General features: G+C 45.5%; 23 protein-coding genes and 2 pseudogenes. 16 read left to right on the forward strand and 9 right to left on the reverse strand.

Annotation, left to right across the window (positions count from 1 at the left end; translation table 11 throughout):
• Nucleotides 1-339: 339 nt before the first annotated feature.
• The 5 genes and pseudogenes from FEF09_RS21200 to FEF09_RS33370 all read left to right on the forward strand — a co-directional run bounded on the left by FEF09_RS21200 (nt 340) and on the right by FEF09_RS33370 (nt 2305).
• A pseudogene (locus FEF09_RS21200) lies at nt 340-647 on the forward strand (aspartyl/asparaginyl beta-hydroxylase domain-containing protein).
• A complete protein-coding gene (locus FEF09_RS30865; RefSeq protein WP_186774444.1) occupies nt 640-789 on the forward strand; it encodes a hypothetical protein in 150 nt (49 codons plus the stop codon). Before FEF09_RS21200 ends, FEF09_RS30865 begins: the two are co-directional and overlap by 8 nt.
• Nucleotides 790-801: 12 nt before the next feature.
• Complete coding sequence (locus FEF09_RS30870; protein WP_186774445.1) at nt 802-942, forward strand: hypothetical protein; 141 nt, start codon at nt 802-804, stop codon at nt 940-942.
• A 414-nt stretch (nt 943-1356) separates the two neighbouring features.
• On the forward strand, nt 1357-1644 hold the full coding sequence (locus FEF09_RS21210) for a hypothetical protein (RefSeq protein ID WP_146306965.1): 288 nt from the start codon (nt 1357-1359) through the stop codon (nt 1642-1644).
• Between the two features lie 101 nt (nt 1645-1745).
• Nucleotides 1746-2305, forward strand: a pseudogene (locus FEF09_RS33370) (adenylyl-sulfate kinase).
• Here FEF09_RS33370 and FEF09_RS21225 read toward each other — a convergent pair.
• The 6 genes from FEF09_RS21225 to FEF09_RS21240 all read right to left on the reverse strand — a co-directional run bounded on the left by FEF09_RS21225 (nt 2261) and on the right by FEF09_RS21240 (nt 5601).
• Nucleotides 2261-3040 (reverse strand): hypothetical protein, encoded by a 780-nt coding sequence (locus tag FEF09_RS21225; protein ID WP_146306968.1) that lies wholly within the window; start codon nt 3038-3040, stop codon nt 2261-2263. The pseudogene FEF09_RS33370 and the gene FEF09_RS21225 sit on opposite strands and share 45 nt — an antisense overlap.
• 31 nt (nt 3041-3071) lie before the next feature.
• Nucleotides 3072-3197 (reverse strand): hypothetical protein, encoded by a 126-nt coding sequence (locus FEF09_RS33375; protein WP_261387645.1) that lies wholly within the window; start codon nt 3195-3197, stop codon nt 3072-3074.
• Between the two features lie 344 nt (nt 3198-3541).
• Complete coding sequence (locus FEF09_RS21230; RefSeq protein WP_146306969.1) at nt 3542-3733, reverse strand: hypothetical protein; 192 nt, start codon at nt 3731-3733, stop codon at nt 3542-3544.
• 300 nt (nt 3734-4033) lie between these two features.
• Nucleotides 4034-4162, reverse strand: a complete 129-nt coding sequence (locus tag FEF09_RS33380; RefSeq protein ID WP_261387646.1) for a helix-turn-helix domain-containing protein — start codon at nt 4160-4162, stop codon at nt 4034-4036.
• A complete protein-coding gene (locus FEF09_RS21235) occupies nt 4159-4923 on the reverse strand; it encodes an AraC family ligand binding domain-containing protein (protein ID WP_315898175.1) in 765 nt (254 codons plus the stop codon). The genes FEF09_RS33380 and FEF09_RS21235 overlap by 4 nt, the downstream gene beginning before the upstream one ends.
• A 180-nt stretch (nt 4924-5103) precedes the next feature.
• Nucleotides 5104-5601, reverse strand: coding sequence for a lysozyme (locus tag FEF09_RS21240; RefSeq protein ID WP_146306970.1), 498 nt, complete (start codon nt 5599-5601; stop codon nt 5104-5106).
• A gap of 199 nt (nt 5602-5800) precedes the next feature.
• Here FEF09_RS21240 and FEF09_RS21245 point away from each other — a divergent pair, with 199 nt between their 5' ends.
• From FEF09_RS21245 to FEF09_RS21295, 11 genes are all read left to right on the forward strand, one after another.
• On the forward strand, nt 5801-6115 hold the full coding sequence (locus FEF09_RS21245) for a hypothetical protein (protein ID WP_146306971.1): 315 nt from the start codon (nt 5801-5803) through the stop codon (nt 6113-6115).
• Between the two features lie 604 nt (nt 6116-6719).
• The gene (locus tag FEF09_RS21250; protein ID WP_146306972.1) at nt 6720-7586 is read left to right on the forward strand and encodes a sensor histidine kinase; all 867 of its coding nucleotides are present in this window, start codon (nt 6720-6722) and stop codon (nt 7584-7586) included.
• Entirely contained in the window at nt 7570-8193 is a 624-nt protein-coding gene (locus FEF09_RS21255) for a response regulator transcription factor (protein ID WP_146306973.1), read from the forward strand. Before FEF09_RS21250 ends, FEF09_RS21255 begins: the two co-directional genes overlap by 17 nt.
• 85 nt (nt 8194-8278) lie before the next feature.
• A complete protein-coding gene (gene miaB / locus FEF09_RS21260; protein ID WP_146306974.1) occupies nt 8279-9700 on the forward strand; it encodes a tRNA (N6-isopentenyl adenosine(37)-C2)-methylthiotransferase MiaB in 1422 nt (473 codons plus the stop codon).
• A gap of 72 nt (nt 9701-9772) precedes the next feature.
• On the forward strand, nt 9773-11032 hold the full coding sequence (locus FEF09_RS21265) for a sigma-54 interaction domain-containing protein (RefSeq protein ID WP_146306975.1): 1260 nt from the start codon (nt 9773-9775) through the stop codon (nt 11030-11032).
• Between the two features lie 42 nt (nt 11033-11074).
• Nucleotides 11075-11590, forward strand: coding sequence for an LptE family protein (locus tag FEF09_RS21270; RefSeq protein ID WP_146306976.1), 516 nt, complete (start codon nt 11075-11077; stop codon nt 11588-11590).
• 47 nt (nt 11591-11637) lie between these two features.
• A complete protein-coding gene (locus tag FEF09_RS21275; RefSeq protein WP_146306977.1) occupies nt 11638-12918 on the forward strand; it encodes a hypothetical protein in 1281 nt (426 codons plus the stop codon).
• Between the two features lie 10 nt (nt 12919-12928).
• On the forward strand, nt 12929-13285 hold the full coding sequence (gene secG, locus FEF09_RS21280) for a preprotein translocase subunit SecG (protein ID WP_146306978.1): 357 nt from the start codon (nt 12929-12931) through the stop codon (nt 13283-13285).
• 68 nt (nt 13286-13353) lie between these two features.
• The gene (gene mltG / locus FEF09_RS21285; RefSeq protein WP_146306979.1) at nt 13354-14412 is read left to right on the forward strand and encodes an endolytic transglycosylase MltG; all 1059 of its coding nucleotides are present in this window, start codon (nt 13354-13356) and stop codon (nt 14410-14412) included.
• 13 nt (nt 14413-14425) lie between these two features.
• Complete coding sequence (locus tag FEF09_RS21290; protein ID WP_146306980.1) at nt 14426-15397, forward strand: YihY/virulence factor BrkB family protein; 972 nt, start codon at nt 14426-14428, stop codon at nt 15395-15397.
• Between the two features lie 364 nt (nt 15398-15761).
• Nucleotides 15762-16364, forward strand: a complete 603-nt coding sequence (locus tag FEF09_RS21295; protein WP_261387647.1) for a redoxin domain-containing protein — start codon at nt 15762-15764, stop codon at nt 16362-16364.
• A 71-nt stretch (nt 16365-16435) separates the two neighbouring features.
• Here the strand turns inward: FEF09_RS21295 and FEF09_RS21300 are convergent, their stop codons facing one another.
• From FEF09_RS21300 to FEF09_RS21310, 3 genes are all read right to left on the reverse strand, one after another.
• Entirely contained in the window at nt 16436-18949 is a 2514-nt protein-coding gene (locus FEF09_RS21300; protein WP_146306981.1) for a M14 family metallopeptidase, read from the reverse strand.
• Nucleotides 18950-19026: 77 nt separating this feature from the next.
• Nucleotides 19027-19431 (reverse strand): toxin-antitoxin system YwqK family antitoxin, encoded by a 405-nt coding sequence (locus tag FEF09_RS21305; protein WP_146306982.1) that lies wholly within the window; start codon nt 19429-19431, stop codon nt 19027-19029.
• A gap of 174 nt (nt 19432-19605) precedes the next feature.
• Complete coding sequence (locus FEF09_RS21310) at nt 19606-22380, reverse strand: TonB-dependent receptor (RefSeq protein ID WP_146306983.1); 2775 nt, start codon at nt 22378-22380, stop codon at nt 19606-19608.
• Nucleotides 22381-22572 lie beyond the last annotated feature (192 nt).

Raw genomic sequence — 22572 nt, forward strand, 5'->3', positions numbered from 1 at the left:
ACAGATATCCATAGGGGATGTTTGATTTACTAAAACGGCCAAATTAATGCATTTAAAAATACTTTAATAAAATACTCATTATTGAATCAATTTAATCCCCTATCTTAGCCTTATCTTAAGATTTCCAATGAATTACATCAGGTTTTCTCTCTACCTATAATCACCAGCAGCTCTGTGCTGAACTGGAAAACGTGCTCCACAGGACTGGCCGCTCCATTTTAATACACGGGACTTTAATGGAGAGTGGCGCAGTATATCCCTGCGTCCGTCAGCGGAAACAGCCATGATATATTCGCACATCCGGATGCACAGTATCAGGATACCCCTGTACTCGCTGAGATGCCCTATGCGAAAGAGATCATAGATTCGTGGCAGTGCGAAAAAGAAGCCATCCGGTTACTCTCTTTATCTCCCGGCAGCGAGATCAAACCACATAAAGACCCTGGCTGTGGATACGAAGATGGTGTGTTCAGAATACATATTCCGATCATGACCCAATCCGATGTATACTTTATGCTGGAAGAGGAAAATTACAGCTGCAGCCAGGCGAATGCTGGTACATGGATTTCAGCCGTACACATGCTATCGTAAACAGGGGCTATACCGCAAGAGTGCACCTTATCATGGACTGCATCCGGAATGAATGATGACCAGCTATTTGCGGCAAATGGATATGATATCGCTGTAAAAAAGCAACCTGCTGCAATGGATGCTGCCACCCGCGCTGCAATGATAGCAGAACTGGAAAGAATGGATACGATGCCGCCAGACAGCTCATTGCCCGTTTAAAGAAGATCAATAATGCAATATACCCCGATCAACAACTGGATTCCCTATAAACTCACATATAGACAGGCAGAATGGATGGTGCAATGGCTGGATCTCAGCGATCACGCATGGACCTGCCCTTCTTTGATGAAACTATTCAGGCCTGCAGAATAAAACAGCTGGAAAGATCACGTCTGAAGAGTACTTCCACTGCCGGTTTTCTGATGGAGGCCTGCAAAGACCTGCCGGACTACAACCCTCCGCTTTTGTATTCATGTATCGCGTTGTGGATCCACACTGGTATCTCAGGCATTCAGCACTTCTGCAGAAAATATCGTAGTGGCAGAAGCTCCCCTACTGGATGAAATACTACGCAGCACTGAACAACAGACCGATCTTGATCCACAGACCGTGAAGCATGGTTCAAAGCGGCGGTTAATCTGATGGGACAACACCGCAATGCAGAGGAGACCGATTATATTATCATTGGATAGCTGGCATATTCATTTTTACGAACTACTGAGAGAATGGTATCCGGAGACACCTTTTTCTTCCTCTACCGCCGGCCCGATCAGGTAGTAGCCTCTCATGATAACGCAGAGGATTACAGGCTGTGCCCGGACTGATCAACCCTGCCTTGCTGAAGTAGGTGATGTTACACGTTTTGGCAGCGATTTCGACCGTTATACTGCTACTGTACTGTTGGAGTACTTTATCAGGTTACAGGCAATTCATGGACTTAATAATCCACTTAACGGATTCTTTGACTATGCAGACGGTGCGTTTGAAATGATGGAGGCTTTCAGTGCATTCTCCCGCATTCCTATAAAAGATGCCGCGCAGTTGAGCGAACGGTTAAATATCACAGCAGTATAAAGGAGACGTATTCAAACCGGATACCGCTGCTGATGTAAAGTATTTTTATGAAGATTGTCATGCTGCTTACGAACAGCTGAAAGCACGGATAAATTAACGAGATGGGGCAGATTATTCAGTTCACGGGCCTTTCAGGCGCCGGGAAAACGACGCTGTCAGCCGCCTTGCTGACATGGGGACAACAACATAATATTTCAATTAAACTGGTAGACGGAGACGTATACAGACAAACACTCTGTAAGGATCTGGGGTTTAGTAAAGCTGACCGCCTTGAAAATATCGCCCGGCTGGGCGCTTATGCGGCATCAATTGCTGCGGAATACGATTTCGTCATTATTGCTATCATCCGTATGAAGAAGGGAGGAATAAGCTGAAACAGCTTTATAATGCTGCTTTGGTCTGGTTACGATGTGACCTTACAACGTTGATCAACAGAGATCCGAAAGGCTTGTATAAAAAAGCATTGTTACCGGATGATCATCCTGAAAAGATCCATAATCTCACCGGACTGAATGATACGTTTGACATACCTCTCAGTCCGGATCTGATCATTGATACAGGCCATACAAACGCCGGTGAAGCGCTTGCTGCGGCAGTTGCTTTTCTTAATCAACTGTTACACCGGCAGGTCCCTGCAACTGATAGCCCTTCCCCCATTTGAAGACATAACGTCTCGCAAGGGTGAAAGTGCCTTCTTATTTGTTTTTGCGTAAGGTCTTACTTCATCCGGCAGACTTTCCAGATCGGTAGCCGTATATTTCCCTTTGATCGTTACGATGATATCGCGGAAGAAACGTTTGTCGCTTTCCGGCGAACTGTACGTACAATCCCATGAAGCCAGTCCTTCTTCTTCTGATACCTCCGTACGCTGCGCGTCATATATGGCCATCACTTGTTTATAAGTACCTCCGGTACCTGCTATCAGGTATAATACACCTCCGAATGGTCCGCCGGCAGGACCGTTCACCACCTTCAGCATAAATGCATACTGATCATGTCCGATCATGAGCGCCTTTGGATCCGGGCAATTGGAGAATGCGCCATAGGCACCAATAGCAGGCTGAAAGAACTTCATAGACCATACCTTGCCCGTCAGCGCGAACTTCGCAATACCCAGTGTGCCGCCGGTAAAACGGGATACCTGTGCACCATCCGCATCATATTCAGAATGGTTAAAGGTCAGCATTTTGTATTGCGTGCCCGAAGAGTCCTTATAGCTGATCACATTCAGCAAACGGGTGGCAACACCTTCCGCATATGGAAAGTCATACGCAGCGTCTTCATTTGCATCAATGTAAGCTTTGGCTTTACAGGTTTTACAATCCCAGTTGATCATTTCATTGATATAATCACCCGAAACGATTTTATAGTGTTTGCCCGGAAAGAGTTTTAACAATGCTTTTTGTCCGTCGAAAGGTTCCGGGATTTCACAATACGCGTGTGGGAGATAACATTGTGTCGCTGATATTCGCTTTCAATAATTCTCCGTCCTGTGCAAAGCAGCCTGTCGCGACGCCCAGACTGCACAGTAATCCAATAAATAATTGTTTCATAAAGTTATACTAGCAGGACTAAAGATAGCAGATTTTGACAGATTCTATTCTCCCTGAAATCTGTGATTTACATGATTGGAATCTGCCTTCTCCGGATATAAATCCGGGGAGCTATTCTGATAAAACCATAGTAATTCCTGTATTGCCTGTATTCATTCACCGCCTGCTCCACCGCCGAAAAATCATAAATGATCTCCCTGACACCCAATAGTATACTGGTATGTTCAAAGACGACAACACTGTCACAGGGTTCATCCTTCGGTAGGGGTAGTTTTCCTGAAAACTCACCGTCGCCTCCTCTCCCAGTGTGGCGGCTTTTTTACGCAGCTGCTCCGGCAGACTATTTATGGGAAATCGTTGCGTGGGATTGCCGGCCATCTGACGTAAGTATCAGCTGCGGCAGATACATCTCCGAGGTGCTTATTTACATAACGGGTGATATGTCTGTCATTCATCCTTTTCAATGCCACACAGGCACAACATTGAAAGGTAATACAGGCCATAAGGCCCATGAGGAAAAAACAGATCTTTTTCATCGGGTAAGAGGTGGATAAGTGTCCCTTCCGAATTTAAGCATTCATACCGGACCCGGCTAAATTTCCCTGTCAAATACTCTAAAAAGTGCTCAATTTCCACTCATTATGTACTTTTTCAGTATATTGATTTAACTTATGAAAGTTTGATCATGTACAATTCCATAATTATGAATTCCACAACAGCTAATGCTACCGTTCAGCAGCAGCGGATGGCACGTAAAATCACGATTGAAGTAGTATTAACCATTATCCTGGCAGGAGCTGCGGTATTGCTTACCATTTAAGGTCACAAAGAAAGAATTAACGAAGGCTTTTCCTGAACTCTTCGGGGGTTTGTCCTGTGTACTTCTTGTAAAATTTCGTGAAATAAGAATTATCTGCAAATCCCAGCTGATAGGCTATTTCAGAGATAGTAGAATCTTTGTTCACCAACAATCTTTTTGCCTCCAGTATGATCCGTTCCGGATCAGCTCTCCTGCAGACATGCCCAGTGTACTATTACACAATGCATTTAAATGGTTAGGGGTAATAAAGAGTAATTCTGCATACTCTCTGGGCAATTTCAGCGTAGTAAAATTCTTCTCTATCAATTTCTGAAAATTCTTCAGCAGAATATAATTGTAGTTATTCGACTGGACAGGTGATTTTTCAAAACTGAGTCTTCCGATAAGAATAAATGCCTGTAACATCAGCACCTGTATCATATCTACAGACATATCAGCGGACTGCTCACTCTCCCTGATCAATTCTTCAAAGATCCTTATAACAGGTGTATGTAGCTGTTCCGGCAGATTGATAACAGCTTCATCTACATCTCCCGTGAAAAAAGGAAACTGCTCAAGATAATCGGGTTTCTGTAAGAGCGATTGCAGGAAATTAAATGAGAAGTTGATAATGTAACCATCTACTTTCCCTTCAAACTGCCAGCTATGCACCTGACCGGGAATCATGAAATAAATCTGGTAAGGCTTTACAGTAAAGGTTTTGAAGTCGATCGTATGTGTACCGGCGCCTTCGGTGAATAAAGTAACGTGATAGAAATTGTGTTTATGCGCCGCACGGAGATTCTCATGTACACTGAGGTAGGATGCAAATCTGCTGATCTGAATATCATCGTGTTTATACCCCGTGAGTGTACTTACATCGTATACCGGAAATGCCTTTTTACCATCCTGACAGCTTAATATGATCTGAAATTGAGTTGACCTGTCGCAGCGATCAACGACAGGCTAAATTAATAAATTCATTGGGGAAGCTGCCCCTGAATCAAAACCGGCCTTCCCCGGGAATTAGCTGTGTATAAACAGATCATTCCTGAGAAAGGCCGGTAATATTTATACGGGCATACGGTGATGCACCAGAAGATGTAATCAATAATCGAAGAACTCAACCTCTCCGCTCATGTAGAGGTAAGCCTCTGCTTTACGTCTGCGGGTCAGGCCATCCAGCACTTTACCACCAGACATGTTCCATTTCAGGAACTCCATTACTACAGAAGGATCTTTAGGATCAGCTTTCACTACTTTCAGCAGGGTGCTATCACCCAGACCTTCCGCAATACCGTTTTTATTCATGTCGCTACCAACGTTGTAAGCGAAACATACCAGCGCGTCAAACTGCTGTTGTTTCAGTCCTTTTACACCCGCAGTAAGCTTGTTAACATCGGCTACAAAACCCTTTTTGATGTTGGCAAACAGTGCATCCGCACGTTGCTGTGTAATAGTATCTCCCTTTTTAACTGCTTTTCCGTCTTCATATACGGTATTGCCCCAACCGATTGTCCAGATGCCTTTGCTGTCCTGATATGCTGCCAGACGGCATTTCTCGAAATGTTTAATGAGCTTTTCCCCTTTTTCGCCTAATTCCATAGTTTGAGATTAAATATTATAACTGTGAGATGATAAAGATATAATTTTTCTATTATTTATCAAGAATAAGAGGATCAATGAAGGTATATATTAGTGAATTGAGATATTTTTATCAGCCGGGTTTACCGGATATACTGTCTACATAAGGCAGGAGCTCTGTTTTGCCACCTATATCACGACAACTGTTAATATTTTAGTAATGAGAAAGGCTTTTTTATTGATCCCCGTACTGCTATGCACGTGGCTGGTTTCCTGTGAAGGCTATAGTTGTGCTTCAGGGGTTATACTTGACAAAGAGACAAAGTTGCCGCTGGATAGTGTGTACATCCGGGTACTGAGCGATGATGATAAATCAATGTATACAGATAGTACAGGAAAATTCTCCATGTGCAATGGTATGGGAGCTTGTTTTCCCGACTGCAAGGATATTGTAGTAGAATTTTCAAAAGCAGGATATGGAACGGTAGCGTTCAAAGAACCGCATGACTCTATATTTTATCTGGAACCTTTGTGAGGAGATGAAGGGATTAAGTTAAAATCGTACAGACTCCTCACTTGTAAGGCTTCTGGCATTAGTCTGATAGTACTCATCCTTCGTTAATGCTACGTATTTAACGTAGCATTAACGAAGGATGAGTATAGTCTGAGTACCTTTTAATCAAAAAGAAGACAAGTATCTGATAGCAATATGTATCAAAAAAAGGAGCCGGACTAAACCAGTTTCTTCCTGTGTCAAAAAAACAATTCATACCTGTTACATACATGGTGAATATACGAAGCATCTCATGAAATCTGATGGCAATTGCCCGCTAACAATAAGTCCGGCAATTACCACTACAGCCTATTTAAGACATGTCTTCGGTTTTTTGATGCAATATGAAGGAAGCCGGTATTCCGTTGAAGCAGTGCTCCCTTGTTTTATGCTGATTATGAAGGTTATACATTTCAGGGTTTTCATGTTATTTTTTGAACAAAGCCCCTATTAAATTACCGTGGCAACACTTTTTTTTGTACAATTGTATAGAATTCAGGGACAAACTTTTCAGCACTACCCCAGTAGATAATCTGTCAGTCAGCTATTAAATTTTACTATTTATATCCTCTTATTTCTCTGTACTATGAGCGAGGAAATATTGACGCACCTGATCCCCTCAATAACGGTTACCCAGGAACCGATCATGTACTCTTTACGGCTTACCCATCCCGTAAGCAGTTATCTTTTATCCACGGGTATTCTACCGGCTACCTGCTGGGGAATTGCGGCGTTATGGATTATCGTCATGATAAAGCGACTGGATATATATGAGAAAAAACAACACGATCTGCTATTGCAACTGGAACGGCAACAGACGATGATGGCCATTCAGGAAGTCAGCATACAGGAAGCAGAACGTAAAAGGATCGCGGCCGATATTCATGATGAAATAGGCAGTAACCTCGCCGCTATCCGGGTCAATCTGCAAAGTCTCCATTACAGAACCGCTCAGGATGAGCAGCAGGCGAGTAATCTGCTGCAACTGGTAGACCAGACCAGTCAGAATGTAAGAAGAGCCGCACATAATCTCGTTCCCCCTCTTTTCGGACACATTCCCTTAACAGATATTCTCCAGTCATACTTTAGCTTGCTGAGGACTCCGGAGGTACTTTTTCACTTTTGCAACAACAAATACCAACCCTGCTTCGATGCCCGGCAGGAACTGATGTTATACCGGATCGTGATGGAACTGACGACCAATATTATCAGACATTCAAGGGCTTCCGCAGCAACCATTCAACTGCTTTACTATCCCGAATACCTGGAGATACTGGTAGAGGACGATGGCATCGGCTTACCACTTAATGGCCGTCCATCGGGTATCGGACTTTCAGGCGTGAAAACAAGGGTAAAATCCCTTGGAGGAAAATTGCACATTGATTCAGGCATTTCTGGCACAACCTTTATCATTCATATTCCCGTAATTCCACAACATGCAGCCCCCTGTTAATATCATCCTTGCGGATGATCACACCCTCTTTGCTGATGGCATCCGTTCACTGCTTGAGCAGACGCCACATATTACTGTCCAGGGTATCGCTTCCAACGGACAGGTACTCATCGAAATGTTGCAACGGCATCAGCCGGATCTTGCGATACTGGATATCAGTATGCCGATGCTAAATGGTCTGGAAGCGACAAAAATCATCCGGAGAGATATGCCACATATCCGGACCATCATTCTCTCCAGCTACAGCGATCCTCACCTCGTATCTCTGTCCCGTAGTTACGGTGCAGATGGCTACCTGATGAAGACCTGTAATCAATATGACCTCCTGCAGACAATCAGCCGGGTGCTCAGGGGAGAAAGCTGTTTTCCACAATTACCCCGGATGCAGGAGCCGGAAATTGATCACTCTTTCCGGGAATTCAATCTGACCCGCCGGGAATTGGAAATCTTACATCTTATCAATCAACAATTTACAAATCAACAAATTGCCACACACCTATATCTGAGCATTTATACGGTCGAGACCCACCGGAAAAATATTATGCAGAAACTACAGTTGAAAAGTCCCGCCGCGCTTACCCGTTTTCTCCTCGAAAAAGGGCTGTAACCGGTAGCCACAGTACCTGCCATGTCATTCTGTCATTTTCGGATTTTATTGCTTAGTTTTGCTTTCCTAAAATTACTTGAAAAGGATGCTGGAACAGGTTACAAAAGTGCATGACGAAAGTCGCCAGGGCGAGGCTTACACGCCTGTGGCCGGAGAATCACAGACTTATACAAAAAAATTCTATATAGAGAGCTATGGTTGCCAGATGAACTTCAATGATAGTGAGATCGTGGCATCCATCCTGAAAGAAGAAGGCTTCGGTCCTACCCGTAATGTGGAGGAAGCGAGTCTGGTATTATTAAATACCTGTTCGATCCGTGAAAAGGCGGAGACAACCGTACGCAAACGCTTAACAGAATTCCGTAAAATAAAACAGCGTAACCCGGAACTCCTGGTGGGAGTATTGGGCTGTATGGCTGAACGACTGAAGGCCAAACTGCTGGAAGAGGAAAAACTGGTAGACATGGTAGTAGGCCCGGATGCCTACAGAACCCTGCCGGCCCTCATCGAGGAAGCAGAAACCGGTCAGAAAGCCGTAAACGTACTGCTCAGCCGCGAGGAGACTTATGGCGATATCAATCCGGTAAGACTGGACAGCAATGGCGTTACTGCCTTCGTATCCATTATGCGTGGCTGTAACAACATGTGTTCTTTCTGCGTAGTACCGTTTACCCGCGGACGTGAACGCAGCAGGGACAAGTCGTCCGTTATACAGGAAGCAACCGATCTGTTTAACAGAGGCTACCGTGAGGTGACCCTGCTGGGCCAGAACGTGGATTCCTACTACTGGGTAAGTCCGGAAAATGACAATGATATCACCACCTTCGCCAATCTGCTGGAAGCGGTTGCCCTGATCAGCCCACTGCTCAGAGTACGCTTCAGTACCTCTCATCCGAAAGACATTACCGATGATGTGCTGCATACTATGGCGAAATACGAGAACATCTGCAAATACATTCACCTGCCTATGCAGAGTGGAAGTACCCGTATACTGCAACTGATGAACCGTACCTACACCAGAGAATGGTACATGAAAAAGGTTGACCGCATCCGCGAAATACTGCCAGGTTGTGCATTGTCTACCGACGTGATCACCGGTTTCTGTACAGAAACAGAGGAAGATCATCAGGATACCATGACCCTCATGGATTATGGTAAATACGATCTGGCCTATATGTTCTTCTATTCCGAACGCCCGGGTACACTGGCTGCACGCCGTTATCAGGATGATGTTCCGGAAGAAGTGAAGAAACGCAGGCTGTCTGAAATAGTAGACCTGCATCGCGCACAATCACTGAAAAGTATGCAGGAGGATGTTGGTAAAACGTTTAAAGTGCTGATCGAAGGCGTTTCCAAACGTTCAGAAGATCAACTTTTTGGCAGAACAGATCATAATAAGGTAGTGGTATTCCCGAAAGAGGATTTCCGTAAAGGGGAATACATATGGGTGAAGGTAGCCGATTGTACTGCCGGCACTTTACTGGGAACTTCGACAGGGCGAGTTTAAAAGACAAATTAATTGGATCACAGCACCATCTGCAGATTTCACAAGTCTGTAAATGGGTAAATTGAGGATGATATGGATAATAACATTCAGTCCATTAAAAACAGGTTTGGCATTATAGGAAACTCACCGGCATTGAATTATGCATTGCAGGTGGCAGCACAGGTGTCCAACACGGACCTTACTGTGTTGATAAATGGGGAAAGTGGCGTTGGTAAAGAGGCGTTTTCAAATGTTATCCATTCATTGAGTGCCCGTAAACATAACCCTTTCATTGCCGTTAACTGCGGCGCCATTCCTGAAGGGACTATTGACTCAGAACTTTTCGGCCATGAAAAAGGCTCCTTCACAGGCGCTGTAGACAGCCGTAAGGGATATTTTGAAACCGTAAACGGTGGTACGATCTTCCTCGATGAGATCGGAGAAATGCCACTGGGTACACAGGCCCGCCTGCTGCGCGTACTGGAAACAGGCGAGTTTATCAGAGTGGGTTCTTCCAAAGTACAAAAAACAGATGTACGCGTTGTAGCAGCCACCAACAGAGACCTGCTGGAACATACACAACAAGGTAAATTCAGGGAAGATCTGTATTACCGTCTGAATACCGTGCCTATCCGCGTACCGGCACTGAGAGACAGGAAAGAAGATATTATTCTCCTGTTCCGTAAATTCTGTGTAGACTTTGCTGAACGTTATAAAACACCCGCCATCCAGCTGGATGAGGAAGCGCGTAATATACTGATCAACTACACATGGAGAGGTAACGTACGCGAACTGAAGAATATGGCTGAACAGATCTCCGTACTGGCGCAGGATAAACTGGTAAACGCAAACGAACTCAGACGCTTTCTGCCTGAGATACCAGAGCCTTCCCGCCTGCCGATGATCGCAGCACCACAAGGCAAAAGCAATGGCGACTTTGCCAGCGAAAGAGACATCCTGTACAAACTCTTCTTCGATATGAAGAAAGATGTAACAGAACTGAAGAAGATGTTCTTCGACATCCTTCAGAATCCGGCCATAGCACATACCGGTAACTTTCAGGACAGCCATGTACTGCACAGTTTCCATCCGCAGCCGGAAGTAACGTCGACAGCAGTACCGGTACCAACCGCCATTTCGTCGCCACAACCCATTATTTTACAACAGGATAACAACAAGATAGATCACCACGAAGAAGTAGAGGAAACATTATCCATTGCCGACAAAGAGAAAGAACTGATCGTCAAAGCCTTAAAGAAACACAAGGGCAAAAGGAAAGACGCAGCACTGGACCTGGGCATTTCCGAAAGAACACTGTACAGGAAATTAAAAGAATACAACATTAACGAATAAGATGTCTGTCCGCCGCTGGCGGACAGCTTTAATTTTTTTACGATGATCAGATTACTTCAGGGGATAGTTACCATCAGCTTATTGCTTGTATTGGGCGGATGCTCCGTTCATTATTCCGCAACCGGAGCAAGTATCGAACCGGGTGCAAAAACCGTCAACGTAAGATTTATCGACAACAGGGCCCCTATCAATAACCCGACACTGAGTCAGAACCTGACCGAACGTCTGCGTAATAAGGTACAGTCCCAGACCAGTCTGGTACAGATCAATGAAGATGGTGCGGATTATGAGTTCAAGGGTGCAGTTACCGGTTACTCCTTCAGTAACGCGGCAGTGACGAATGTGGATCAGGCAGCTACCTCGAGGCTGACTGTGACCGTAAACATTACCTTTGTAAAAAGAATAGGCGATAAAAAAGGTTATTCGCAGTCATTTACCCGTTCTGCTGATTTCTCGGCTTCACAGTTGCCGACGACAGTAGAAAATGGGTTGCTTGAGAACAATATTCTGCCGCAAATTGTGGACGATATTTTCAACAAAGCATTCGCTAACTGGTAAGTATTACAAAAACTTTCGTATTTAACTTTTTTTCATACTTTAGCAGCATGACCGCAAATAGGATCGTCCAACACATATTCCAACAACCTGACATTAAGCAGGTTGATGAGTCGGCCCTTGAAAGGCTGGTATCCTCTTATCCGTATTTTACAGCTGCCCGCCTGCTGCTGGCGCGCAAACAATACACTGTGAACAAAAACCTGCTGTCCCCCGCCGTTAAGAAGGCACAGCAGTACAGCAATAACATGCATTACTTTTACCGCTTTGTCACTACAGATGAGAAAAGTCTCGCTGTAGCAGAAGAAGTGCCGGTAGTGCCTGCTCCTGCTGCACAGCAAGAAGAGAAAGCCGCATTTTCCGGTCAGGAAACAGCACCTGTAGCCGAAACCATTGCATCAACACCTGTAGCGGAGCCTGCTCCGGTTGCAGCACCGGAAGCACCGGTAACGGCAGCAACGATTGAGACGACACCTGCACCTGTTGCAGAAACGCCTGTACTGCAAGCGGTTGTGGAAACACCTGTAACAACAGCACCAGCACCTGAGCCGGTATCAGCTGTAGTTGCACCGGAAGCACCGGTAACAGCAGCCAATATCGCAGCAACTGCGGATCATCCCGTACAGGCCGCTTATACACCTGCAAGACCAGCTGATGTAACGCCTGTACCAGAAGAAGATACCGAAGAAGAGATCTCCGTGACTGCCAATGAGGTCGTAGCTTCTCCTGCACCTGAAGCTCCTGTAATGGCCACTCCGGTAACTACGCCAGCTCCTGAGCCGGTACGTGTTCCGGAACCAACGCCAGTTCCACAGCCTGTTGCTCAGGTGATGGAAGAGACAGCTGCGCCGGAAGCAGAACCTATTAAGATATTTCCTCTGGACACTTCCTCCGAACCGGAAGGCGCACTCACCTTTCAGCCGCTGTACAGCGATGACTACTTCGCTTACAAACGCCTGAAAGATCCTGAGCATGCAGAAGGTCTGAACGAGAAAGGCGCTGCGGAAATGAAGAGCTTCACTTCCTGGCTCAGAGACATGAAGCAGACCTTTGCTGAAAAAGCCAGCAAGAAATGGTATCATGAGCAGATGCAACGGAGCTATGAGGATTCCAATCCTGAGGTATCCGAGAAAGTGGAAAAGATGGCAATGGAGTCTATTACATTAAATAATGACATCGTTTCAGAGACCCTCGCGGAGATCTGGGCACGTCAGCAACAGTATCAGACAGCCATCCATATATATCAAAAATTAAGTTTGCTTAATCCCAACAAAAGCGCTTATTTTGCGCAAAAGATTAAAGAACTTCAGTTACTAACAGAAAAAAGTTAACTTATATACTATGTTATTGATTTTCGGCATTTTAATCATCCTGGCCTGTGTGCTTTTGGGTTTTTTCGTACTGGTTCAGAACCCGAAAGGTGGTGGTTTATCCGGTACCTTAGGTGGATTTGGTAACCAGGTGATGGGCGTACGCCAGACTACAGATGTACTTGAAAAAGGCACCTGGGTACTGTCAGCCATCATTGCCGTACTGTGTCTGACTTCTTCCCTGTTCATCTCCAGAGGTACTACTTCTGAACAGAGAAAAGCAATCATGGAGCAGAACGCAACCGCTCCGGCGCCAACACAGACTCCTGCAACTCCGGTAAATCCAACAACTCCGGCTGGTCAGCAGACTCCTGCGCCGACAAAATAATTTTCCGCTGTTAAAGCTATTTTTGAACCTCGCCGTCACAAGCGAGGTTTTTTATTGAATACCACCCTATGGCAAAGAAAAGCAAAGCAAAAAAAAGTCCAACTAAAAATCTGTGGATCAAACGTCTGCTGGTAGCTGCCGCCGCCATCCTCGCCGGCCTGCTGGTATACGTTGTATATTATGTCTTTGGTCCGAATACAAAAGCTTTCGGCGACAGCAAGTTCTTTTACATCCGTACTGGTAGTACCTATGGTACAGTAGAGGAAGGACTTGAAGAACAGGGCATCATCCGCAGCCGGCTCAGTTTCTCAGTAGTTGCTAAACAACTGGGATACCGCGACCACGTAAAAGCTGGTAAATACAAAATAAGCAGAGGCATGAGCAATTTCGAAATCATAAAACTGCTGCGTGCCGGTCGTCAGACGCCGGTGAATCTGACCATTACCAAACTGCGTACAAAACAGGATCTGGTCAGAAAGATCTGTTCCAATCTGGAAGCAGATTCTGCTACCTTCCGTGCCCTCCTGAGCGATCAGGTATATCTGCGCCAGTATGGTCTCGACACCAATACCGTCATGAGTGCCTTCCTGCCAAATAGTTACCAGTTCTACTGGAATACTACTGCAGAAAATGCCTTCAAAAAGATGGAAAAAGAAAGCGATGCTTTCTGGAATGATACGCGTAAAGCCGCAGCACAACGACTTGGACTGACACCTGTACAGGTCATCATCCTTGCCTCCATCGTTGATGAAGAAACCAACAAAAACGATGAGAAACCGCTTATTTCCAGCGTATACCTGAACCGTTTCCGCAAAGGAATGCGTCTGCAGGCAGATCCTACTGTTAAATTTGCCCTGCAGGACTTCTCCATCAGAAGGATCCGCGAAGGACACATCGCATTTGAATCTCCTTACAATACCTATCAGGTGACCGGTCTGCCGCCAGGACCCATCTGTACACCTTCTATCAAATCAATTGAAGCTGTATTGAACACACCTGAAACTGATTATATCTATTTTTGTGCGAAGGCCGATTTCTCCGGATATCATGCCTTTGCCGCTACTTACGCAGAGCACATGAAAAATGCACACGCATTCCATCAGGCGCTGAATGCGAGAGGAATATAACCAGCAATAAACAATGCCTTTCAGACCAGAAAACATCATCTTCCATTCAAAGCCTTTCCGCAAACTCGTGGATATCAGTAAAACACTGGTATTACCGGGATTTGAAGGAGTGCCCCTGTATGATGTGATCAAGTTCTTTCTGAAAGAAATGCGTAATCAAAGCCTGGGGGAACGGGCAGCAGCCATTTCATTCAACTTTCTGCTGGCTATTCCCCCATTCTTTATCTTCCTCTTCACACTCGTACCCTACATCCCTATGCAAAATGTAGAGGCGACGTTGTATGAATTGGCAGAAGATGTGACACCAAACTACAATACCTACATCATCATACGGGACATGATCCATGACTTCCTGTATACCCATCATAATGGTTTGCTGTCTATCGCATTTATCATGGGCTTCTTTACCTCCTCCAATGCGGTGATGGGTATCGCACGGTCATTTAACAAAAAACTCCCCGGATTCCGTCGCAGAAAGTGGTGGCAGAAACGCCTGATGGCACTCAAGCTGACGCTTATTCTCATCGTACTACTGCTGATCACAGTCATCCTCATCATCGCGCAGGGTACTGTGCTGGGATACATTTTCAACTATTTCGGTATAACTGATAAACGGATCCTTTCACTCGCCGATGTTGCCAGATGGTTGCTGATCGTATTACTCTTCTTCTCCATGCTATCGGTTATCTATCGCTTCGTACCGGCCACCGTCAAAAAGTGGAAGTTCATTACGGCGGGATCAACGTTTGCTACTATTCTGATGATATTAGTAACCATCCTGTTTTCATTCTTTGTAAATAACTTCGGCAACTACAATAAGATCTATGGCTCCATAGGCACCATTCTCATACTGATGCTGTCGATCTACTTCTACTCATTTATTCTCCTCATCGGATTTGAACTAAACGCAAGCATCCGCATCCTCAAAGAAATAGCCAACCTGCGGAAAGAAGATCTGCCACTCGAAGTACAGGGACTCTCCTGATCCGCACATCCGGCATCAGCTACTAAAACCAGTAACACCCACCTCCACTGCCAAAATCTCCGGAACAACGTTCCATAGCAAGGAACTTCAAAGAACTACAGCCGGATTTACACCTCTCCGCAGCATGGGAAACCCATCACAAAACACTGGATTTCAAAGCCTACAGAGTCCATAACAAAAGGCAGCCGAAACCCCTTACTGTAATAGGATTCTGCAACTTTAACCCTGAAAGAACAAGGCTCATAAATTAGAGAAAAACATCACATATTTTGTATCTTTGTAATGGAATCTGAGGTCGGATTCCCCGCATTGTTTTTTCCCCGGCAAATATGCAGGGGGACTTGTTAACCTGAAACCTATATTTATGAAAACACTATACTGTCTACTTTTTCTCAGTTGCTGCCTGATGGCCATGCGCAATCCAGCTGATCTGCCGCTGGAAATAGGCGCACCATTGCCAAAAGCAGATCTCGTCTTACAGGATTGCTCCGGTAAGGAAATCACTTTGAATAAAGCAAGAATGAATAACGGACTGCTGGTCATGTTCTCCGGCAACACCTGCCCATATATCGAAAGAAATCAGCTAAGAACACAGGAAATCTGTAAATATGCACTCAGTAATAACATCGGCGTCGTACTGGTTAATTCCAATATCGCGACCACAGATGAAAAAGCAGTACTGGCAGCTATGCAGACCTACGCAATGGGCCAGCAATATAACTGGTACTATGTAGCAGATAAAAAAGCGGAATTAGCAGACGCTTTTGAGGCGAATCATACGCCTGAGTGTTATCTGTTCAACCAACAGGCAAAACTCGTTTATAAGGGCGCTATTGATGATAATCCGGGCAATGCGGAGGCTGTGAAGATGCGGCATCTGCATAATGCTATCAATGATATGCTGGCAGGAAAAGCAGTAAAGGTGAATTCAACAATGGCAACAGGTTGTAATATCAGGCGTTTTTAAAACGCTTATCGGATATAAAAAAGCCTGACAGATACGAACATCTGTCAGGCTTTTTATTTTATCTGTGTTACCTACCACACCATAAACACCGCATTTCCAAACAGCAGTTTACCATTCTCCCAGAAGCTCCTGAATAAAGGGTCATCTGCCATCATCACAATCTTCCCTTCTCCTATTTCCTTCACACCGAATATCAGACCATCTTTCAGCTTTTTCCGCATCTCTGCTCCAACAAAACCACTCAGATAATTATCTTTTTTGATGATCCCGACATTCCATCCACCCTCTTCCAGATACTCGTATATTCTGCTATCCTGTTTAAGGGTATAATAAACCGAAGGAAAGCCAAATGCCAGCGGGTGCGTATTATCAAGCTGCACCTTATAGATAGCCCCGGGAATCAGCTGTTTTACCCCTTCACGTTCACGATTGGCATAGGTTTTCAGTAACGCATATTCATCCTTCTTTTCGTCTTTATCATCGTCCAGCTTTTTCTGATGAATGCCCCAATCCAGTCCGGCTATCTGCGCCAGCGCATCCTGCATAACGATCAGTTTACCACCACCATTTACCCAATCGCGCAATTTGTTCGCAAAGTCTTTATCAGACAGGTACCGATAATTGCCATCAGGTAAAATTAACACGTCGAGTGCCTTCCAGTTCACATTGGGCAATTGCTTTACATCTACGACCGTCAGTGGATAATTGATCTGCTGTTCAAAGAAATGCCATACTTCTCCGGCAGCAAGGGATGAAATACCCTCTCCCATTACGACAGCGATCCTGACGGGTTTGATGAAACGTACTTTCTCAGAACCGAAATCCACCCCTTTTTCTACAAAGCCGGTAGTAACAGCATCCAACGTAGTTTTGTAAGTATTGGCCAGCGAGACTACCTGCTCATCAAACTGTCCGTTGGTGGCCTCATTGCCGGAACGGGTAATGATCAGGGTACCTGCGGGGAAGTTTTTACCACCTGCCATGAATTCACCTTCTGCATATCTCACCCGGATCTTCTTTTGCAGTAATGCGGAAAGAAAACGTACGTCTTTAATACTGTTCCAACGGGCAAGATAAGCGTATGGACGGGCAGCTGCCAGCGCAGTGTTCACCGTCACCTGCAAACTATCTTTTGCCGGTGTGAGCGGCTGACGCAATGCGTATGTCTGCAAACCGTATGCATAGGGTAAGGACCATGCGGTGATATCATAAGTCACGGAGTCGGTCAGGCGGGAATCTGGTTCAAACAATACTTTCAGGAGATTGGAGCGGGCCTGTGCAGCACTGATCACCATATCTTCTTTATCGATGGTGAAACTTTCCGTCTTACCGTTGAAATAGTTAAACCCACTGGCTTTGCTGATACCTGCACCATATCCGAAACGGATACCATTTCTATTGAGCAACACACCCAGACTGGCGAGTTTTTCATTATTACCTGCCGCCTTGACGACATAAGATTGATAAGGCCCTTCTGGTGAATGAACAGCCTCATAGAAGTATTTAGCATATTCATTCAGCAGCTGCGAAGCCTGTTGCGAAGCGATTTCTATTGTAGACAAACCCGTTGTACGGTGATGTGCGATACGCTGGGATAAGGTCAGGGTATCACCATCCTGTTTAAGTCCGGCGAGACCTGCTCTTCCGCCACCACCCTGTTCGTAGGTCATACCGATAGCGCCATTATAAGTCGGATATGTATCACCATAACTGGGATAAAACATATCGAAGAATTCTTTTGTGAAATACAACCAGCCTTCTTTATCAAAATAGCGTGCATTATTCTTACCGATCAGCATCTGCATACTGCGCTGCCATGGTTTGATGATATCGTGAAAAGGCTCAGCTGCAGGTGCAAAATAGTAAGGTGCGTCAATGGATTGTTCATGAAAATCGACATGCACCTGTGGCATCCAGCGGCTGTACTGTGCTACACGTTGCTGCGATTCTTTCTGCGTCTGCCATGCCCAGTCTCTGTTCAGGTCAAAGTAATAGTGGTTGGATCTTCCTCCCGGCCACGGCTCATTATGCTCACGTGCGAAGAGCAGAGGATCTGCAAAACGGGTATGTACCTGATTGTAGAAATTCACATAACGTTCCCTTCCGTCAGGATTCAGACATGGATCGATCAGCACAACAACATTCTTCAGCCAGTCCTGTGTTTCCGTATTGGCTTTATTGGCCAGCAGATACAGGGTGATCATAGCGGCTTCCGTAGATACCGCTTCATTACCATGTACATTGTAACTAAGCCATACTATAACGGGATCGCCGGTTGCAGGTTTGCCGGTACCAGATGACAGGTCCAGATTGTGTTGTCTGATCTGTTCTGTTTTACCCATATTTTCCGGAGATGAAATAACCGCCAGCATCAGTGGACGGCCTTCGTAGGTAGTACCGTATTGGGATAATTGCATGTTGGGTGTAACAGCGGCAACGGCTTTGAAATAGTCCAGTACGCGGTGATAGGGTGTGAATTGAGTCCCAAGCGCATAACCGAGGAACTGGTCAGGTGTAGGCAGGGTCTGGGAAAACCCCATCTGCACGAAGAACAGTATTAGGGATGATAACAGCAATTTGCGCATAATTGATCCTTGGATTTATTTACCTAAGATAATCAATTGCAGCCTTATATAGTTGGATGATGTATGTTGGGGCGATGTCAGGGGGTTTCTACGCTTTCGCCTATCAGACCATAATACTGCACGCATTCCAGTTTGCCATCCTGACGATAATAACGGAATTCACCCACCCTGTTATCTTCATGCCAATGACCGCTTTCAGATAGTTTTCCGTTATCATAAAATACATTACGCTGCCCTTCCAACTGTCCCTGATAACGGTAAAAGACCTCTCTGATTTTACCATTTGTAAAGTAAAGCTCCACTTTTTCCTTATTAGGATCGTTCCGAAAACCATATACTTTCCAGCGGATACAGCCGTTCTCTTCCCGCATCACCTGACGCAACAATTGAGTATCCTGCTCCACGGCATCCGTACAGCCTGACTCCATCTTTGTCAGAGACAGCAACAGTAATCCTGAAAGTAATCTGCCGTATTTAGTCATAGAAATATGTTCGCAGGGCTATGCCGTGCTGATATTGTCCTCAAAAAAGCCCTATCGAATATAGAGAATAATCTTAATATAAAGAAAGGGCAGGTAACAAAAATCGCTTACACATTAGTATAAGCGATTTTTGTGCCTATTTATTGTGTAGGTTACTATATGATATTCATATGGTTATAAATTCAACTCCAGTCTTGCGAACAGAAAACGTCCATTGTAACCAAACTGGGTAGCCCTCCGGGAATACCTGAATTGGTTGTTGGTCGTATTCGCAGGATTCTCTACCAGGTCCGGATAAACGTCAAAAACGTTATTAGACCCCACACTCAGCTTCAGGGCCGGAGTAAGTTTATAGCCAAGCGCCACATCTGTCACCACTTTCGCGGAGAAAGTCTGATAGAACTTCGGGTCGTTGGTGGCCTCTTCCACACTGCCAAAATGCACATTACGCAGGAAGGCGTTGAACTTGCCAATGTTATAAGACAATGTCAGGTTCACCTTCTCACGGGGTACACTCCTCTCCAGATAGATCCTGCTGGCCCGGCTGAAATAGATGCTTTCTTTACCTTTTAGTTTTTCGGAAGCCTTGATCTCTCCTACTCTTTGCGTATAGCTGTAAGTGCCGGAAAGGTCTGCCCGGAAGGTACCTGCACCCAAGCGGGTACTATATGTCAGTACCAGATCCACGCCCTTCGTTTCGGAGTTAATGGCATTAGCGAAGAAAGCAGCCCTGTTGGCATTGGCAAGCGACAACAACTGATATATTTCCTTATCAATAGCAGACGCTGTATCTGCATTGTTGCCGGAGAACTGGTCCGTATATACGATACGGTCGTTGATACGTGTGAAATAACCATCCAGCGTCAGATTGAATTTGCCGAAACTACCGGTAAAACCGGCACTGATACTTTTTGATTTCTCCGGCTTGAGTTCCGGAATACCCAGCAGTTGCGCAGGCCGGCTGTCATTCGTGAAAGTACCCACTTCATATGGCACACCATCTACAAACAAAGTAGAAGTCGAAGAATAATAACGCTGATGCAGGGACGGCGCTCTGAAACCGGTGCTGGCAGAAGCCCGGACCGCCGTTTGCTCACTTAGCTTATAACGTGTGGTCAATTTACCATTCAGCGTACTACCGAAATCGTTATAATTCTCAAAACGTAATGCACCTCCCAGTAAAAAGGCATTTGTAAAATTAGCTTCTATATCCATATAACCGGAGATCGCGCTACGGGTTGCCTTGATAGCATTCTCCGGCCGGAAGCCCGGGAATACCTGTGCACCACCGGGTCTTGCACTACCATCAGGACCGAAGATCGTATTAACAGCTCCCTGCGGATCAGGGATCAGTATGGGATTGCCATTGGCATCTGTCCCGATCTGTGAAGCACGGCCATAGTCTGTGTAGGAGTTTTCAGCACCGGCAACCAGCTCATATTGTTCAAAGCGATGTTCCGCACCAAAAGCGATATCCAGTCCCTGTAATACATCCAGCCGACGGGAGAAATCGAGGTTGGTGGTATTCTGGGTGAAGACAGGCCCACCACAGGTGAAACGTGTCGGAGAAGCTTTTTGTAATGAGGCATTCAGGGAGTTTTCTACTTTGAAGCCAAACTCATTACGACCGTAAGTATTGCTGAAATCAACTTTCCAGTCACCAAGATTACCCCTTATACCAGCAGCCAGCGAACGATCATAAATATCACTTTGTATCATCGGCAGGAAGCCCAGCGGATAGATATCTATGATATTACGACTGTCATGTGGCAGACGGTATACTCCGGCAGCATCGCCGTTGCGATAACCGATTCCTCCGAAGAAATAAACTTCCGCATTGTTCTCCAGCGGAATATTTGCGTTTACAAAAAGTTGCGCACTGCGTAATCTGGATTGCCCGGCGCGCATACGGATATCATTACGGGTGATGTTATTGGCCACCAGAAAAGAATCCGTCTTATCAACACCGCCGGGATATGTTCTATAGATAGCCCCTTCCCATGGACCGGAACGGTTAGTATAATTACGATAGTCATAAGAACCACCGAAGTTGATATAGCCTCCTTTCTGTCCGACAGGGATACCATAATTCACGCCGGTTTGTACGGTTTGTCCGTCGATATTATCATCCGCCTGTGAAGTTACATTTGCTCCGGTGGTTACATTCACCGTCAACCTGTTCACGGAACTTTTCAGAATGATGTTGATCACGCCTGCGATCGCATCAGAACCATATTGCGCGGCTGCGCCATCACGCAGTATCTCCACACGATCAATAGCGGATGTAGGAATACTGTTCATATCTGTACCTACGGCGCCACGGCCAAACGTACCGTTTACATTGACAAGGGCTGTATTGTAGCGGCGTTTACCATTCACCAGTACCAGGACCTGATCCGGACCAAGACCACGCAGGGAAGCAGGATCAATATGGTCCGTACCATCGGCGACAGTCTGCGTCCCGGAGCTAAACGAAGGCGCTACATAGTTAAGGATCTGGTTGATAGATACCTGTGGTGCATCTGCCGCAATCCTTTTAATATCTATCACATCGACAGGAACAGGCGTCTCTGTCTGTGTACGGGGCAGATTCCGCGAACCTAACACGACCAGCTCATTCATGGTCGTACTGGCTGTCAGAATCACGTCGAGCGAAGTGGTTTGTCCGGCGCTTACGGTCACTGTTTTACGCTGGGTGACAAAGCCTACATAGCTGATCTGTACGGTGTGAGTGCCCGGTACTATCTCAAGCGAAAAACGGCCCTGCGCATTGGTATAACCGCCTTTATTGGTATGTTCGATATGGACAGTCGCATTCGCCAACGGGGCTCTGCCATCTGTAACGGTACCGGTGATGGTGCCTGTCTGGGCATACGTAAGGGTTGACAGGCATAAAAATGCAAGCAATGGAAGCACAAAGCTTCTCAGGTGGGTTACCACGTGTAACATAGGGTTCGATTTAGATTTAGTGTTTAAAGATTTCGGCTATCGGGTTTTTATGGTTATGAGTCGGTCTTCTTATTTTGTTGCTACATGTGTTGGCACTGTTCCTGATCTACATCTAAAATACTAATTTGGAAGCGCATTTTATAATAACTTGCAAATATTCCAGTCACGATAACTTAAGGAAAATCCAGCTAA

This window comes from Chitinophaga pinensis (assembly GCF_007896845.1).
GTDB classification, from domain to species: domain Bacteria; phylum Bacteroidota; class Bacteroidia; order Chitinophagales; family Chitinophagaceae; genus Chitinophaga; species Chitinophaga pinensis_C.